Source organism: Thermomonas sp. LB-4, assembly GCF_036409385.1.
Lineage (GTDB): Bacteria > Pseudomonadota > Gammaproteobacteria > Xanthomonadales > Xanthomonadaceae > Thermomonas.
In genome coordinates this window covers 78,736-92,163 of sequence record NZ_JAXOFT010000002.1, presented here as the reverse complement: position 1 = coordinate 92,163, position 13,428 = coordinate 78,736, and the positions used below count along the sequence as shown (strand labels likewise).

Sequence of the window (13,428 nt, the reverse complement as noted above, 5' to 3'; positions counted from 1 at the left end):
CCGGCGACCGCGCCCGATGCAGGCCGCATCGGCAGCGGGCGAGGCGGAGCCGAAGCCCCGCGCCTCAGGCCCTTAGAACTGCAGGCCGCCTTCGCGCGCGGCGTCGGCCAGCGCCTTGATGCGGCCGTGGTAGCGGTAACCCGAACGGTCGAACGCGACGCGCTCGATGCCGGCGGCCTTGGCACGCTCGGCAATCACCTGGCCCACCTTGGCGGCGGCTTCGGCATTCTTCCCGTTCTTCAGGCCAGCCATCACGTCGGCCTGCACGGTGGAGGCCGAAGCCAGCACCTTGGCGCCGTCGTGGGTGAACACCTGGGCATACAGGTGCTGGCCGGTGCGCAGCACCGACAGGCGCGGCACGCCCAGTTCGCGGATGTGCGCGCGGGTGGACTTGGCGCGACGCAGGCGAGCGATCTTCTTTTCCATGGTCTTCTTCTCCGAAAGCTGAAGGCGCGATTACGCCTTCTTGGCTTCCTTGCGGATGATGGTCTCGTCGGAATACTTCACGCCCTTGCCCTTGTAGGGCTCCGGCGGGCGGTAACCACGGATCTTGGCGGCGACTTCACCCACCAGCTGCTTGTCGGCGCCCGAGACCAGGATTTCGGTCTGGGTCGGCGTGGTGATGGTGATGCCGGCCGGCGGCGCGAACAGAACCGGATGGGAGAAGCCCAGCGAGAGGTTCAGGTCCTGGCCCTGCATGGCGGCGCGGTAGCCGACGCCGACCAGCTCGAGCTTGCGCTCGAAGCCGGCGCTGACGCCGTGGACCATGTTGGCCACGATCGCGCGCAGGGTGCCGGCCATCGGCACCAGCGACGCATCGCTGGCCGACAGCAGCGCCTGGCCGTCTTCGATCTTGACTTCGACGCCGGCCGGCTTGGCGATGCTCAGGGTGCCCTTGGGCCCCTTCACGCTGATGGAGTCCGGCTGGACGTTGACTTCGACGCCCTTGGCGAGGGCGACGGGCTTCTTGGCGACTCGGGACATGTGCGTTACTCCCTTAGGCCACGATGCACAGGACTTCTCCGCCGACGCCCTGCTGGCGCGCCTGCGAATCGGTCATGATGCCCTTGGAGGTGGAAACGATCGCAACGCCGAGGCCATTGAGGACCTTGGGCAGCGCGTCCTTGCCGCGGTACTGGCGCAGGCCCGAGCGCGACACGCGCTTCAGGGTCTCGATCACCGGCTTGCCCTCGAAGTACTTCAGGGCGATTTCAAGCTCGGCCTTGGCGCCGTTCGGGGTCACGCGGGCGTCCGCGATGTAGCCCTCGTCCTTGAGGACGTTGGCGATCGCGACCTTGACCTTGGAGGACGGCATCTTCACCGCCGGCTTGCCAACCGCGGCCGCATTCCTGATGCGGACCAGCATGTCGGCGATGGGATCAGTCATGCTCATGTGGATTCACCTGATGAGTAGCACCGATATCCGCTTTCGCGAAAATCTGTCGGGTTGTGGACGCCACGGGCACGGAACGCCGCGGCGCTGTTGCAGGCGCGAACCCCGCATTGCTGCGGGGTCCGGGTGCCGCTACCACCACTTTCGCGGCGGGTAGCTGGACAGTATAGCAGCTTTTCTTACCAGCTCGCCTTGCGCAGACCGGGCACGTCGCCGCGCATGGTGGCTTCGCGCAGCTTGTTGCGGCCCAGGCCGAACTTGCTGTAGACAGCGCGCGGGCGACCGGTCAGGGCGCAGCGGGTGGTCTGGCGGGACGGCGAGGAGTCGCGCGGCAGCTTCTGCAGCTTGGTCGCCGCCGCCATCTTGTCCTCATAGGAGGCGTCCTGGCTGGCGATGACCTTCTTCAGCGCCTCACGCTTGGCGGCGTGCTGCTTGGCCAGCTTGGCGCGCTTGGCCTCGCGGTTGATCATGGAAGTCTTGGCCATGACGTGTCCTTTAGTTGCGGAACGGGAAGCGGAAGGCTTCGAGCAGGGCCTTGGCCTCGGCGTCGGTCTTCGCGGTGGTGGTGATGGCGATATCCATGCCGCGCATCGCGTCGACGGCGTCGAAGTCGATCTCGGGGAAGATGATCTGCTCCTTCACGCCCATGTTGTAGTTGCCGCGGCCGTCGAAAGAACGCCCCGACACGCCGCGGAAGTCACGCACGCGCGGCAGCGAGATGTTGATCAGGCGGTCGAGGAACTCGAACATCTGGGCGCGGCGCAGGGTGACCTTGCAACCGATCGGCCAGCCGTCGCGGATCTTGAACGACGCCACCGAAACGCGCGACTTGGTGACCACCGGCTTCTGGCCCGCGATCTTGGTCATGTCGGCGACGGCGTTCTCGAGCACCTTCTTGTTGGTGGCCGCTTCGCCCACGCCCATGTTCAGCGTGACCTTGACGAGCTTCGGGACCTGCATCGGATTGGTGTAGCCGAACTGCTGCATCAGCTTCGGCACCACTTCTTCCTTGTAGAACTTTTCGAGACGGGTGGTCATGTCAGATAGCCTCGCCGCTGGAGCGGAACACGCGGATGCGCTTTCCATTCTCGAGCACCTTGGTGGCAACGCGTTCGCCCTTGCCCGTCGCCGGGTTGAGCAGCATCACGTTGGAAATGTGGATCGACGCCTCGCGCTCGACCACGCCGCCGGGCTGGCCGGCCTGCGGGTTGGGCTTGGTGTGGCGCTTGACCAGGTTCAGGTTGGCGACGTACACGCGCTCTCCATCGACGCGCAGCACTTCGCCGGTCTGGCCCTTGATCTTCTTGTTGCCGGTGGTCACGACCACCTGGTCGCCCTTGCGGATACGGTTCATGTTCTTCCTTCCTCCGCTCAGAGCACTTCAGGCGCGAGCGAGACGATCTTCATGAACTTCTCGGTGCGCAGCTCGCGGGTCACGGGCCCGAAGATGCGCGTGCCGATCGGCTCTTGCTTGTTGTTCAGCAGCACGGCGGCGTTGCCGTCGAAGCGGATCAGCGAGCCGTCAGCGCGGCGCACGCCCTTGCGGGTGCGCACCACGACGGCGTCGTAGACGTCGCCCTTCTTCACCTTGCCGCGCGGAATCGCTTCCTTCACCGAAACCTTGATGATGTCGCCGATGCCGGCGTAACGGCGCTTGGAGCCGCCGAGCACCTTGATGCACATCAGTTCCTTGGCACCCGAGTTGTCGGCAACGTCGAGAAAGCTCTGCATCTGGATCATGGCTGTCTCTCCTGCTTACTCGGCGGCGCGCGTGATGATTTCCACCACGCGCCAGTTCTTGGTCTTGGACATCGGCGCGCATTCCGCCACGCGGACGACGTCACCCTCATTGCAGGTGTTGTCGGCATCGTGCGCGTGCAGCTTGGTCGAGCGACGGATGTACTTGCCGTACAGCGCGTGCTTGACCTGGCGCTCGACGAGCACCGTCACGGTCTTGTCCATCTTGTTGCTGACGACGCGGCCTTCGACCGTGTGCAGCTTCTTGGTTTGTTCAGTCATGTCTGCCGTTCCTTACTTCGACGCGCTGTTCTGCAGCGCGCCAAGCAGCGTGTTGACGCGAGCGATCTCGCGGCGCACGCGGCGGGGCTCGTTGGTCTTGGACGGGGGCAGCTGGCCGGTGGCCTTCTGCATCCGCAGCGCGAAGCGCTCCTTCTGCAGCTCGACCAGGTGGGCCTTCAGTTCGTCCGCCGACTTCTGACGCAGTTGCTTGAGTTCCATCAGCGCACCGTCCGGGTCACGAAAGTGGTGGTGACCGAGAGCTTGGCCGAAGCCAGGCGGAACGCCTCGCGCGCGACTTCCTCGCTGACGCCCTCGATCTCGTAGATCATGCGGCCGGGCTGGATCTGGGCGACCCAGTACTCCACGTTGCCCTTACCGGAGCCCATGCGGACTTCGATCGGCTTCTTGGTGATCGGCTTGTCGGGGAACACGCGGATCCACATCTTGCCGCCACGCTTCACGTAACGGCTGATGGAACGGCGCGCGGCCTCGATCTGGCGAGCGGTGAGCTGGCCGGTGGCGGTCGCCTTCAGGCCGAACTCGCCGAAGCTGACCGCGTTAGCGCTCCAGCTCAGGCCTTCGTTGCGGCCCTTGTGGACCTTGCGGTATTTGGTTCGCTTGGGTTGCAGCATGATTTATTCCCTCGCTTCGCCGCGCTCGGCGCGGTCGCCACGGTCACGGCGCGGACCACGCGGACGCTCACGGTCGCCGCCACGCGGCGCCGGGGAGTCGTCCTGCTTCTCCTGGCCGACCTGGGAGAAATCGAAGATCTCGCCCTTGTAGACCCACACCTTGATGCCGATGATGCCGTAGGTGGTCTTCGCTTCCGCGAAGCCGTAGTCGATGTCCGCACGCAGGGTGTGCAGCGGCACGCGGCCTTCGCGGTACCACTCGGAACGGGCGATTTCAGCGCCGTTCAAGCGGCCGGCCACGTTGACCTTGATGCCCAGCGCGCCCAGACGCATCGCGTTGCCCACCGCGCGCTTCATGGCGCGGCGGAACATGATGCGGCGCTCCAGCTGCTGGGCGATGGACTCGGCCACCAGCTGCGCGTCGAGTTCCGGCTTGCGGACTTCGGTGACGTTGATGTGCGCCGGCACGCCGAGCACATCGGACACTTCCTTGCGCAGCTTCTCGATGTCCTCGCCGCGCTTGCCGATCACCACGCCCGGACGGGCGGTGTGGATGGTCACGCGGGCATTGTTGGCCGGACGCTCGATCAGGATCTTGCTGATGCCGGCCTGGGCCAGCTTCTTGCGCAACATGTCGCGGACGCGGAGGTCGGCCGACAGGAACTCGGCGAACTGCTTCTTGCCGGCATACCACTTGGAGTTCCAGTCCTTGGCGATGCCCAGGCGGATGCCGATCGGATTGACTTTGTGACCCATGATTACTTGCCCTCGCCCACGACCACGGTGATGTGGCTGGTGCGCTTGGTGATGCGCGTGCCACGGCCCTTCGCACGCGCCATGAAGCGCTTCAGCGAGGGACCCTCATCGACCATGATGGTCTTGACCTTGAGTTCGTCCGCATCGGCGCCGTTGTTGTTCTCGGCGTTCGAGGCAGCCGAGAACACGACCTTGTAGATCATGCCGGCGGCCTTCTTGTCCGAGAACTTCAACAGGTCGAGCGCACGGGCCACGGGCAGGCCGCGCACCTGGTCGGCGACCAGGCGGACCTTCTGGGCGGAGATGCGCGCACTGCGCAGGACGGCTTTCGCTTCCATGGTCATCTCCTTACTTCCCCTTCTTGTCGCCGCCATGACCCTTGAACGTACGGGTCACGGCGAATTCGCCAAGCTTGTGGCCGATCATGTTCTCGTTGACCAGCACCGGAACGTGGTTCTTGCCGTTGTGCACGGCGATGGTGAACCCGATCATTTCCGGCAGGATCGTCGAACGACGCGACCAGGTCTTGATCGGCTTCTTGCTGCTACCCGCGGTCTCCACCTTCTTCTGCAGATGGTGGTCGATGAACGGGCCTTTCTTGAGTGAACGTGCCATTGCCGATTAGCTCCTGCGATCGCGCACGATGAACTGCTGGGTGCGCTTGTTCTTGCGGGTCTTGTAACCCTTGGTCGGCACGCCCCACGGGGTGACCGGATGCGGGTTGCCCTGGCCTGCCTTCGCCTCACCACCACCGTGCGGGTGGTCGACGGGGTTCATGGCCGCGCCACGCACGGTCGGCTTGACGCCGCGCCAGCGGGCGGCACCGGCCTTGCCGAGCTTCTGCAGGCCATGCTCGTCATTGCTGACTTCGCCGATGGTTGCACGGCATTCGGCCGGCACCTTGCGCATTTCGCCGGAGCGCAGGCGCAGGGTGGCATAGACGCCTTCGCGGGCGACCAGCTGCACGCCGGCACCAGCGGCGCGGGCGAGCTGCGCGCCCTTGCCGGGCTTCATCTCGATGCAGTGGATCGTGGAACCCACCGGGATGTTGCGCAGCGGCAGGGTGTTGCCGGCCTTGATCGGGGCGTCGCGGCCCGCGATCACCTGGTCGCCGGCCTTCAGGCCCTTCGGCGCGATGATGTAGCGGCGCTCGCCGTCGGCGTAGCACAGCAGCGCGATGTGCGCGGTGCGGTTGGGATCGTACTCGATGCGCTCGACGCGGGCCGGAATGCCCTCCTTGTCGCGCTTGAAGTCGATGATGCGGTAATGCTGCTTGTGCCCACCGCCGATGTGGCGGGTGGTGATGCGGCCGTGGTGGTTGCGGCCACCGGTCCGGCTCTGCTTTTCAACCAGCGGCGCGTAGGGCGCGCCCTTGTGCAGATCCGGCGTCACCACGCGGACCATCGAGCGACGGCCGGCCGAGGTGGGCTTGAATGTCATCAGTGCCATGGTTCGTTCCTCAGGCCGAGGCCGTCATCACGTCGATCGCCTGGCCTTCGGCCAGGGTGACGTACGCCTTGCGCCAGTCGCCGCGACGGCCCTGGCGGAACTTGAAGGACTTGGTCTTGCCCTTCACGTTCACCACGTTGACCGCCTCGACCTTGACGTCGAAGATCTTCTCGACCGCCGCCTTGACATCAGCCTTGGTGGCGGTCTTCGCGATTTCGAAGACGTATTGGTTGGAGACTTCCTGCAGGCGCGCGGTCTTTTCGGACACGCGCGGCGCACGGATCACTTCGTACAGGTTTGCGGCGCTCATGCCAGCCACTCCTCGATCTTCTTCACCGCGTCGGTGGTCACCAGCACGGTATCGGCGCCGACCAGGGCGACCGGATCCAGGCCCTGGACGTCACGCACCTGCACGTAGGGCAGGTTGCGGGCGGACAGGTACAGGTTGTCGGTCGCTTCCTCGGTGACGATCAGCGGACGCTTGCCGGCCTTCAGCTCGGCGAGCTTGGCCACGAGACCCTTGGTCTTCGGCGCGTCGATGTCGAACGACTCGACCACGGTGATCCGGCCCTGGCGGTTCAGTTCGGACAGGATCGACGCGATCGCCGCGCGGTACATCTTGCGGTTCACCTTCTGCGCGAAGCTGCGCGGCTTGGCCGCGAAGGTCACGCCGCCGCCGACGAAGATCGGGGCCGTCAGGGCACCGTGACGGGCGCCGCCGCCCTTCTGCTTCTTCGACTTCTTGGTGGTGCCGTTCACTTCCGAACGGGTCTTCTGCGCCTTGGTGCCGGCGCGACCCGCGTTGCGGTAGGCCACGACGACCTGGTGGACAAGGTCCTCACTGAAGGCGCGATCGAACACCGCCTCGGAGACCGGCAGCTTGGCGCCGCCATTGATATTCAGTTCCATGATCAGACTCCCTTGCTCGTCGGGCGCACGATCACGTCACCGCCCGGCGCACCCGGGACCGCACCACGCACGGCGATCAGGCCGCGCTCGGCGTCGACCTTCACGACCCGCAGGTTCTGCGTGGTCTGGGTGACGTGGCCCATGTGGCCGGCCATCTTCTTGCCCGGGAACACGCGGCCCGGCGTCTGGCGCTGGCCGATCGAACCCGGCGCGCGATGCGACAGCGAGTTACCGTGGGTGGCGTCACCCATCTTGAAGTTCCAGCGCTTGATCGTGCCCTGGAAACCCTTGCCCTTGGTCACGCCCTGGACGTCGACGACCTGACCTTCGCTGAATATGTCGGCCTTGATCTCGCCGCCCACTTCATAACCGCCGATCTGGTCAGCTTCGACGCGCAGCTCCCACAGGCCACGGCCCGCTTCCACCTTGGCCTTGGCCAGGTGGCCGGTGGCCGGCTTGGTCAGCAGGCTGGCGCGCTTGACGCCCGCGGTCACCTGCACGGCGCTGTAGCCGTCGGTTTCCACGGTCTTGATCTGGGTGATGCGGTTCGGCGTGGCTTCGATCAGGGTCACCGGCACGGCCTTGCCGTCTTCGGTGAACATGCGGCTCATACCGGCCTTGCGACCGACGATGCCGAGCGAATACTTCTTCGCGCTCATCTCGGTACTCCTCAGGTCAGCTTGATCTGGACATCAACGCCAGCCGCGAGCTCGAGCTTCATCAGCGCGTCCACGGTCTTGTCGTTGGGGTCGACGATGTCGAGCACGCGCTTGTGCGTGCGGGTTTCGTACTGGTCGCGCGCGTCCTTGTCGACGTGCGGCGACACCAGCACGGTGTAGCGCTCAATCTTGGTCGGCAGCGGGATCGGGCCGCGCACTTGCGCGCCGGTCCGCTTGGCCGTCTCGACGATCTCGCTGGCCGAACGGTCGATCAGACGATGATCGAACGCCTTCAGCCGGATGCGAATCTTCTGGTCCGCCATGGGAGGAATGCCTCGTGTTCTAAAGAGCGACAGGTGCGACGGCGTTGGGTGCGCCACACCCCGTGAATACAACGGGTCTTGCTGGTTTTCGTTGCGTCCTGCACGCGTTTTGGCGAACCGGTTGCCCGGCCCGCCAGATCAGGTTTCCATGAACGCGCCGAAAGGCCCCGCCGATGTGTCCCGGAAATCTCCGGAACGGACGAGGCCTTGCCACGCGACATCTCCCTGTCTGGCGAACACGAGGCGCTTCCTGCACCTCATTTCGCGACCCTTCGACAACTCACATTGCGCGAGGGTCTTGCATTCTAACGGAGGGAACCGGGGCTTTGCAAGCCCCGGTTCCGCTCTTGCCCGTCATCCCCGCGACAGTGGAAATCCAATGACGTTCAAGACACTGGATCCCCGACAATAGCACTCGGGGATGACGCAACCGCAGCCGTGCGCGCTTGGCGCGCACGGTCGGATTGCGTCACTTGAGGATCTTCGCCACCACGCCGGCGCCGACGGTGCGGCCGCCTTCGCGGATCGCGAAGCGCAGGCCTTCGTCCATCGCCACCGGGTTGATCAGGCTGACCACCATCTTGATGTTGTCGCCCGGCATCACCATCTCCACGCCTTCCGGCAGGGTCACCGCACCGGTGATGTCGGTCGTGCGGAAGTAGAACTGCGGGCGGTAGCCCTTGAAGAACGGGGTATGACGGCCGCCCTCGTCCTTCGACAGCACGTACACCTCCGCCTCGAACTCGGTGTGCGGGGTGATCGAACCCGGCTTGCACAGCACCTGGCCGCGCTCCACGTCGTCACGCTTGGTGCCGCGCAGCAGCAGACCCGCGTTGTCGCCCGCCTGGCCCTGGTCCAGCAGCTTGCGGAACATCTCCACGCCGGTCACGGTGGTCTTCTGGGTCGGACGGATGCCGACGATCTCGATTTCGTCGCCCACCTTGATGATGCCGCGCTCAATGCGGCCGGTCACCACGGTGCCACGGCCCGAGATCGAGAACACGTCTTCCACCGGCATCAGGAACGGCATGTCGATCGCACGCTCCGGCTCCGGAATCCAGGTGTCCAGCGCGTCCACCAGCTTGATGATCGCCGGCACGCCGATCTCGCTCTGGTCGCCTTCCAGCGCCAGGCGGGCCGAACCCGCGATGATCGGGGTGTCGTCGCCCGGGAAGTCATACTTGGAGAGCAGCTCGCGCACTTCCATCTCGACCAGTTCCAGCAGCTCGGCGTCGTCCACCATGTCGGCCTTGTTCAGGAACACGACGATGTACGGCACGCCCACCTGGCGCGACAGCAGGATGTGCTCGCGCGTCTGCGGCATCGGGCCGTCAGCGGCCGAGCACACCAGGATCGCGCCGTCCATCTGCGCCGCACCTGTGATCATGTTCTTCACGTAGTCGGCGTGGCCCGGGCAGTCCACGTGCGCGTAGTGGCGGGTCGGGCTCTCGTACTCCACGTGCGAGGTCGAGATCGTGATGCCGCGCGCCTTCTCTTCCGGCGCCTTGTCGATCGCGTCGTACGCGTGGAACTGGCCACCGAAACGCTCCGCGCCCACCTTCGTCAGCGCCGCCGTCAGCGTCGTCTTGCCGTGGTCCACGTGACCGATCGTGCCCACGTTCACGTGGGGCTTGGTGCGCTCGAACTTACCCTTTGCCATTGCCTGAAACTCCGAGATTGGGGGTTTTGAACTGGGCTGCCGCCGGCGCGGCGACCCGTGAATGCTGGTTCGCGCGGATCCGGGATCCATCGGGGGATCCCGGGCCTCGCGTCAGGCCGTCAGGCCTTCTTGATGACTGCTTCCGCGATGTTGTTGGGCGCTTCTTCGTAATGGTCGAATTCCATCGAGAAGGTGGCGCGACCCTGCGACATCGAACGCAGCGAGGTGGCGTAGCCGAACATCTCGCCCAGCGGGATCATCGCGTTGATAATCTTGCCCGAGGGGCTGTCGTCCTGGCCCTGCAGCACGCCGCGACGGCGGCTCACGTCGCCCATCACGTCGCCCAGGTAATCCTCGGGGCTGACGATCTCGACCTTCATGATCGGCTCCAGCAGGACCGGATCGGCCTTGCGGAAGCCCTCCTTGAACGCCATCGACGCGGCCAGCTTGAACGCCATTTCCGACGAGTCGACGTCATGGTACGAGCCGAACACCAGCTTGGCCTTGACGCCCACCACCGGATAGCCGGCCAGCGGGCCGCTGGTGATGGTCTCGCGCATGCCCTTCTCGACCGCCGGGATGAATTCCTTCGGGATCACGCCACCGGTGATCTCGTTGACGAACAGGAAGTCGTTCTTGACATCCGGATTGGCCTTGTCGGCCTCGGTCATCGGCGACAGCTCGATCACGACATGGCCGTACTGGCCCTTGCCGCCGGACTGCTTGGCGTGCTTGTAGTCGCTCTTGACGTCGGACTTGCGGATGGTTTCGCGGTAGGCCACCTGCGGCTTGCCGACGTTCGCCTCGACGTTGAACTCGCGCTTCATGCGGTCGACGATGATGTCCAGGTGCAGCTCGCCCATGCCGGCGATGATGGTCTGGCCCGATTCCTCGTCGGTGCGCACGCGGAACGACGGATCCTCCTGCGCCAGGCGGCTCAGCGCGTTGCCCATCTTCTCCTGGTCGGACTTGGTCTTCGGCTCGACCGCCATCGAGATCACCGGCTCCGGGAAGCTCATGCGCTCGAGGATGATCGGCGCGTCGATCGCGCACAGGGTGTCACCGGTGGTGACGTCCTTCAGGCCCACCGCCGCGGCGATGTCGCCGGCCAGCACTTCCTTGATCTCTTCGCGGTTGTTCGAGTGCATCTGCAGCACGCGGCCGATGCGCTCCTTCTTGCCCTTGACCGAGTTCAGCACCTGATCGCCAGCGTTGAGCACGCCCGAGTAGACGCGGAAGAAGGTCAGCGAGCCCACGAACGGGTCGGTCATGATCTTGAACGCCAGCGCCGAGAACGGCTCCTTGTCGCTGGAATGACGCTCCAGTTCCTTGGTCTCGTCGTCCACGTCCACGCCCTTGATCGAGGGCACGTCCACCGGCGACGGCAGCAGGTTGACCACGCCGTCCAGCATGGCCTGCACGCCCTTGTTCTTGAACGCGGTGCCGCAGAACATCGGCACGATCTCGGTCTTCAGGGTGCGCTCGCGCAGGCCCTTGACGATCTCTTCCTCGGTCAGCTCTTCGCCACCCAGGTACTTGTCCATCAGCTCTTCGCTGGCTTCGGCCGCGGACTCGACCATGAACGCGCGCGCCTCTTCGGCCTGCGCCTTCAGGTTTTCCGGGATGTCGCGGTACTCGAAGGTCAGGCCCTGCGAGGCGGAATCCCAGTGGATCGCCTTCATCTTGAGCAGGTCGACCACGCCCTCGAAGTTGTCCTCTGCGCCGATCGGTACCTGCATCGGCACCGGGTGCGCGCCGAGACGCGCCTTGACCTGGTCGCGGACCTTCAGGAAGTTCGCGCCGGTGCGGTCCATCTTATTGACGAACGCGATGCGCGGCACGTGGTACTTGTTGGCCTGGCGCCACACGGTCTCGGACTGCGGCTGCACGCCACCGACCGCGCACAGCACGAACACCGCACCGTCGAGCACGCGCAGCGAGCGTTCCACCTCGATGGTGAAGTCGACGTGCCCGGGGGTGTCGATGATGTTGAAGCGGTGCTCCGGCAGGGACTTGTCCATGCCCTTCCAGAACGCGGTGGTGGCGGCGGACTGGATCGTGATGCCACGCTCCTGCTCCTGCTCCATCCAGTCCATGGTGGCGGCACCGTCATGCACCTCACCCAGCTTGTGGCTCTTGCCGGTGTAGAACAGGATGCGCTCGGACGTAGTGGTTTTGCCGGCATCGATATGGGCCATGATGCCGAAGTTGCGGTAACGCTCGATGGGAGTGGAACGGGCCACGGGAGCCTCTCAATTTTTTCGGATTTCGGAATGACCGAATGCCGCCTGTCGGCGGCGTTCGGGGTCGCACGGCCGGTTCGGGGCCGCGAGACGGGTTGGCGGCGATCGCCACCACCCGCCCTGGAGCGCCGCCGGAATTACCAGCGGTAGTGGGCGAACGCCTTGTTGGCGTCGGCCATGCGGTGGGTTTCCTCGCGCTTCTTGATCGCGCCGCCACGGTTCTCGGACGCGTCGATCAGCTCGCCGGCCAGCTTGCGCGGCATCGAGTTCTCGCCGCGCTTGCGCGCGGATTCGATCAGCCAGCGCATCGCCAGCGCCATGCGGCGGGAGGCGCGCACTTCGACCGGCACCTGGTAGGTGGCGCCACCGACGCGGCGAGACTTCACCTCGACCGACGGCGACACGTTGCCCAGCGCCTTCTCGACCAGCTCGAGGGCGTTCGGGTTCTTCTCGCCGATCACGTCCATCGCGCCGTAGACGATCTTCTCGGCGACCGACTTCTTGCCGCTCTGCATCACCATGTTGATGAAGCGGGCGATCGTTTCGCTTCCGTGCTTCGGGTCCGGCAGCACCGAACGCTGCGGAGTATTGCCTTTACGGGACATGTTGCTTCTCTCGTAGGGCGGGCGGCAGCCCACCGTTATTCTGCGTGGATGAACCTGTCACCCGGATGACACCGGGCCGGCCCGCCTCTTAGGACTTCGGACGCTTGGCGCCGTACTTCGAGCGCGCCTGCTTGCGCTTGGCGACGCCGGCGGCGTCGAGCGAGCCGCGCACGGTGTGGTAGCGCACGCCCGGCAGATCCTTGACGCGGCCGCCGCGGATCAGCACCACGCTGTGCTCCTGCAGGTTGTGGCCCTCGCCGCCGATGTACGAGATGACCTCGTAGCCGTTGGTCAGGCGCACCTTGGCCACCTTGCGAAGTGCCGAGTTCGGCTTCTTCGGGGTCGTGGTGTACACGCGGGTGCACACGCCGCGGCGCTGCGGGCAATTGGCAAGCGCGGGCGAATTGCTCTTGTAGGTTTCCGGGCTGCGCGGCTTGCGCACCAGCTGGTTGATCGTTGCCATTTCGGGGCTCAATTGGTGGGCCTGGGGCCCATTCGGAGACAAAGCAGGCCGGATCCATGTCGCAATCCAGCCAGCCAAGACGAAAAAGTATAGCCCGCGCTCGATCTTGCGACCAAACGCAGCCATACCGAAAAACCACCCCGCCCGCAACGCGGGCAGCGGCGATTCATCTGCGATCCCGTCCGTCCTGGACCCAACACGAGGCGCTCCCTGCGACCTCATTTGGTGATCTGGATGGCACAAAGCCATCGAAAAACCCGGCGATTATACGTATCGCCGGTCAATCCCGCAAGTCCCGCCCGGGGTTTTGCACCGGG

The 13,428-nt window shown here is 65.2% G+C and carries 22 protein-coding genes; all 22 read right to left on the bottom strand.

What is annotated here, in order from left to right; genetic code table 11:
- Positions 1 to 72: 72 nt before the first annotated feature.
- The 22 genes from rplR to rpsL all read right to left on the bottom strand — a co-directional run bounded on the left by rplR (position 73) and on the right by rpsL (position 13,111).
- Positions 73 to 426 (bottom strand): 50S ribosomal protein L18, encoded by a 354-nt coding sequence (gene rplR, locus SPK54_RS02190; protein WP_330946295.1) that lies wholly within the window; start codon positions 424 to 426, stop codon positions 73 to 75.
- A 30-nt stretch (positions 427 to 456) separates the two neighbouring features.
- Positions 457 to 984, bottom strand: a complete 528-nt coding sequence (gene rplF / locus SPK54_RS02185) for a 50S ribosomal protein L6 (RefSeq protein WP_330946294.1) — start codon at positions 982 to 984, stop codon at positions 457 to 459.
- 13 nt (positions 985 to 997) lie between these two features.
- Complete coding sequence (gene rpsH / locus SPK54_RS02180) at positions 998 to 1,393, bottom strand: 30S ribosomal protein S8 (RefSeq protein WP_190281749.1); 396 nt, start codon at positions 1,391 to 1,393, stop codon at positions 998 to 1,000.
- A 179-nt stretch (positions 1,394 to 1,572) separates the two neighbouring features.
- The gene (gene rpsN / locus SPK54_RS02175) at positions 1,573 to 1,878 is read right to left on the bottom strand and encodes a 30S ribosomal protein S14 (protein ID WP_330946293.1); all 306 of its coding nucleotides are present in this window, start codon (positions 1,876 to 1,878) and stop codon (positions 1,573 to 1,575) included.
- Positions 1,879 to 1,888: 10 nt separating this feature from the next.
- Positions 1,889 to 2,431, bottom strand: coding sequence for a 50S ribosomal protein L5 (gene rplE / locus SPK54_RS02170; RefSeq protein ID WP_330946292.1), 543 nt, complete (start codon positions 2,429 to 2,431; stop codon positions 1,889 to 1,891).
- A 1-nt stretch (position 2,432) separates the two neighbouring features.
- Positions 2,433 to 2,747, bottom strand: a complete 315-nt coding sequence (rplX, locus tag SPK54_RS02165) for a 50S ribosomal protein L24 (protein ID WP_330946291.1) — start codon at positions 2,745 to 2,747, stop codon at positions 2,433 to 2,435.
- A 17-nt stretch (positions 2,748 to 2,764) separates the two neighbouring features.
- Positions 2,765 to 3,133, bottom strand: a complete 369-nt coding sequence (rplN, locus tag SPK54_RS02160; protein ID WP_028839560.1) for a 50S ribosomal protein L14 — start codon at positions 3,131 to 3,133, stop codon at positions 2,765 to 2,767.
- Positions 3,134 to 3,148: 15 nt separating this feature from the next.
- Positions 3,149 to 3,412: a 30S ribosomal protein S17 gene (gene rpsQ, locus SPK54_RS02155; protein ID WP_297144952.1), complete on the bottom strand. Its 264-nt coding sequence runs from the start codon at positions 3,410 to 3,412 to the stop codon at positions 3,149 to 3,151.
- A 12-nt stretch (positions 3,413 to 3,424) separates the two neighbouring features.
- Complete coding sequence (rpmC, locus tag SPK54_RS02150; RefSeq protein WP_190281753.1) at positions 3,425 to 3,631, bottom strand: 50S ribosomal protein L29; 207 nt, start codon at positions 3,629 to 3,631, stop codon at positions 3,425 to 3,427.
- On the bottom strand, positions 3,631 to 4,044 hold the full coding sequence (gene rplP, locus SPK54_RS02145; RefSeq protein WP_330946290.1) for a 50S ribosomal protein L16: 414 nt from the start codon (positions 4,042 to 4,044) through the stop codon (positions 3,631 to 3,633). The genes rpmC and rplP overlap by 1 nt, the downstream gene beginning before the upstream one ends.
- A 3-nt stretch (positions 4,045 to 4,047) precedes the next feature.
- Positions 4,048 to 4,800 (bottom strand): 30S ribosomal protein S3, encoded by a 753-nt coding sequence (rpsC, locus tag SPK54_RS02140; RefSeq protein ID WP_330946289.1) that lies wholly within the window; start codon positions 4,798 to 4,800, stop codon positions 4,048 to 4,050.
- Between the two features lie 2 nt (positions 4,801 to 4,802).
- On the bottom strand, positions 4,803 to 5,138 hold the full coding sequence (gene rplV / locus SPK54_RS02135; RefSeq protein WP_138348980.1) for a 50S ribosomal protein L22: 336 nt from the start codon (positions 5,136 to 5,138) through the stop codon (positions 4,803 to 4,805).
- 10 nt (positions 5,139 to 5,148) lie between these two features.
- A complete protein-coding gene (gene rpsS / locus SPK54_RS02130) occupies positions 5,149 to 5,415 on the bottom strand; it encodes a 30S ribosomal protein S19 (protein WP_190281755.1) in 267 nt (88 codons plus the stop codon).
- A 6-nt stretch (positions 5,416 to 5,421) separates the two neighbouring features.
- On the bottom strand, positions 5,422 to 6,249 hold the full coding sequence (rplB, locus tag SPK54_RS02125) for a 50S ribosomal protein L2 (RefSeq protein ID WP_190281756.1): 828 nt from the start codon (positions 6,247 to 6,249) through the stop codon (positions 5,422 to 5,424).
- A 10-nt stretch (positions 6,250 to 6,259) separates the two neighbouring features.
- The gene (gene rplW / locus SPK54_RS02120) at positions 6,260 to 6,559 is read right to left on the bottom strand and encodes a 50S ribosomal protein L23 (RefSeq protein ID WP_028839552.1); all 300 of its coding nucleotides are present in this window, start codon (positions 6,557 to 6,559) and stop codon (positions 6,260 to 6,262) included.
- Complete coding sequence (rplD, locus tag SPK54_RS02115) at positions 6,556 to 7,158, bottom strand: 50S ribosomal protein L4 (protein ID WP_330946288.1); 603 nt, start codon at positions 7,156 to 7,158, stop codon at positions 6,556 to 6,558. Before rplD ends, rplW begins: the two co-directional genes overlap by 4 nt.
- 2 nt (positions 7,159 to 7,160) lie before the next feature.
- Positions 7,161 to 7,817, bottom strand: a complete 657-nt coding sequence (gene rplC / locus SPK54_RS02110; RefSeq protein WP_330946287.1) for a 50S ribosomal protein L3 — start codon at positions 7,815 to 7,817, stop codon at positions 7,161 to 7,163.
- Between the two features lie 11 nt (positions 7,818 to 7,828).
- Complete coding sequence (gene rpsJ / locus SPK54_RS02105) at positions 7,829 to 8,140, bottom strand: 30S ribosomal protein S10 (RefSeq protein ID WP_005408208.1); 312 nt, start codon at positions 8,138 to 8,140, stop codon at positions 7,829 to 7,831.
- A gap of 469 nt (positions 8,141 to 8,609) precedes the next feature.
- Complete coding sequence (gene tuf / locus SPK54_RS02100; protein WP_330946276.1) at positions 8,610 to 9,800, bottom strand: elongation factor Tu; 1,191 nt, start codon at positions 9,798 to 9,800, stop codon at positions 8,610 to 8,612.
- 119 nt (positions 9,801 to 9,919) lie between these two features.
- A complete protein-coding gene (gene fusA / locus SPK54_RS02095) occupies positions 9,920 to 12,043 on the bottom strand; it encodes an elongation factor G (RefSeq protein ID WP_330946286.1) in 2,124 nt (707 codons plus the stop codon).
- Between the two features lie 137 nt (positions 12,044 to 12,180).
- The gene (gene rpsG / locus SPK54_RS02090; RefSeq protein WP_028840186.1) at positions 12,181 to 12,648 is read right to left on the bottom strand and encodes a 30S ribosomal protein S7; all 468 of its coding nucleotides are present in this window, start codon (positions 12,646 to 12,648) and stop codon (positions 12,181 to 12,183) included.
- 88 nt (positions 12,649 to 12,736) lie between these two features.
- Positions 12,737 to 13,111 carry a 30S ribosomal protein S12 gene (gene rpsL / locus SPK54_RS02085; RefSeq protein WP_330946285.1) on the bottom strand — a complete coding sequence of 125 codons (375 nt, stop codon included), beginning with the start codon at positions 13,109 to 13,111 and terminating at the stop codon, positions 12,737 to 12,739.
- Positions 13,112 to 13,428: the final 317 nt, after the last annotated feature.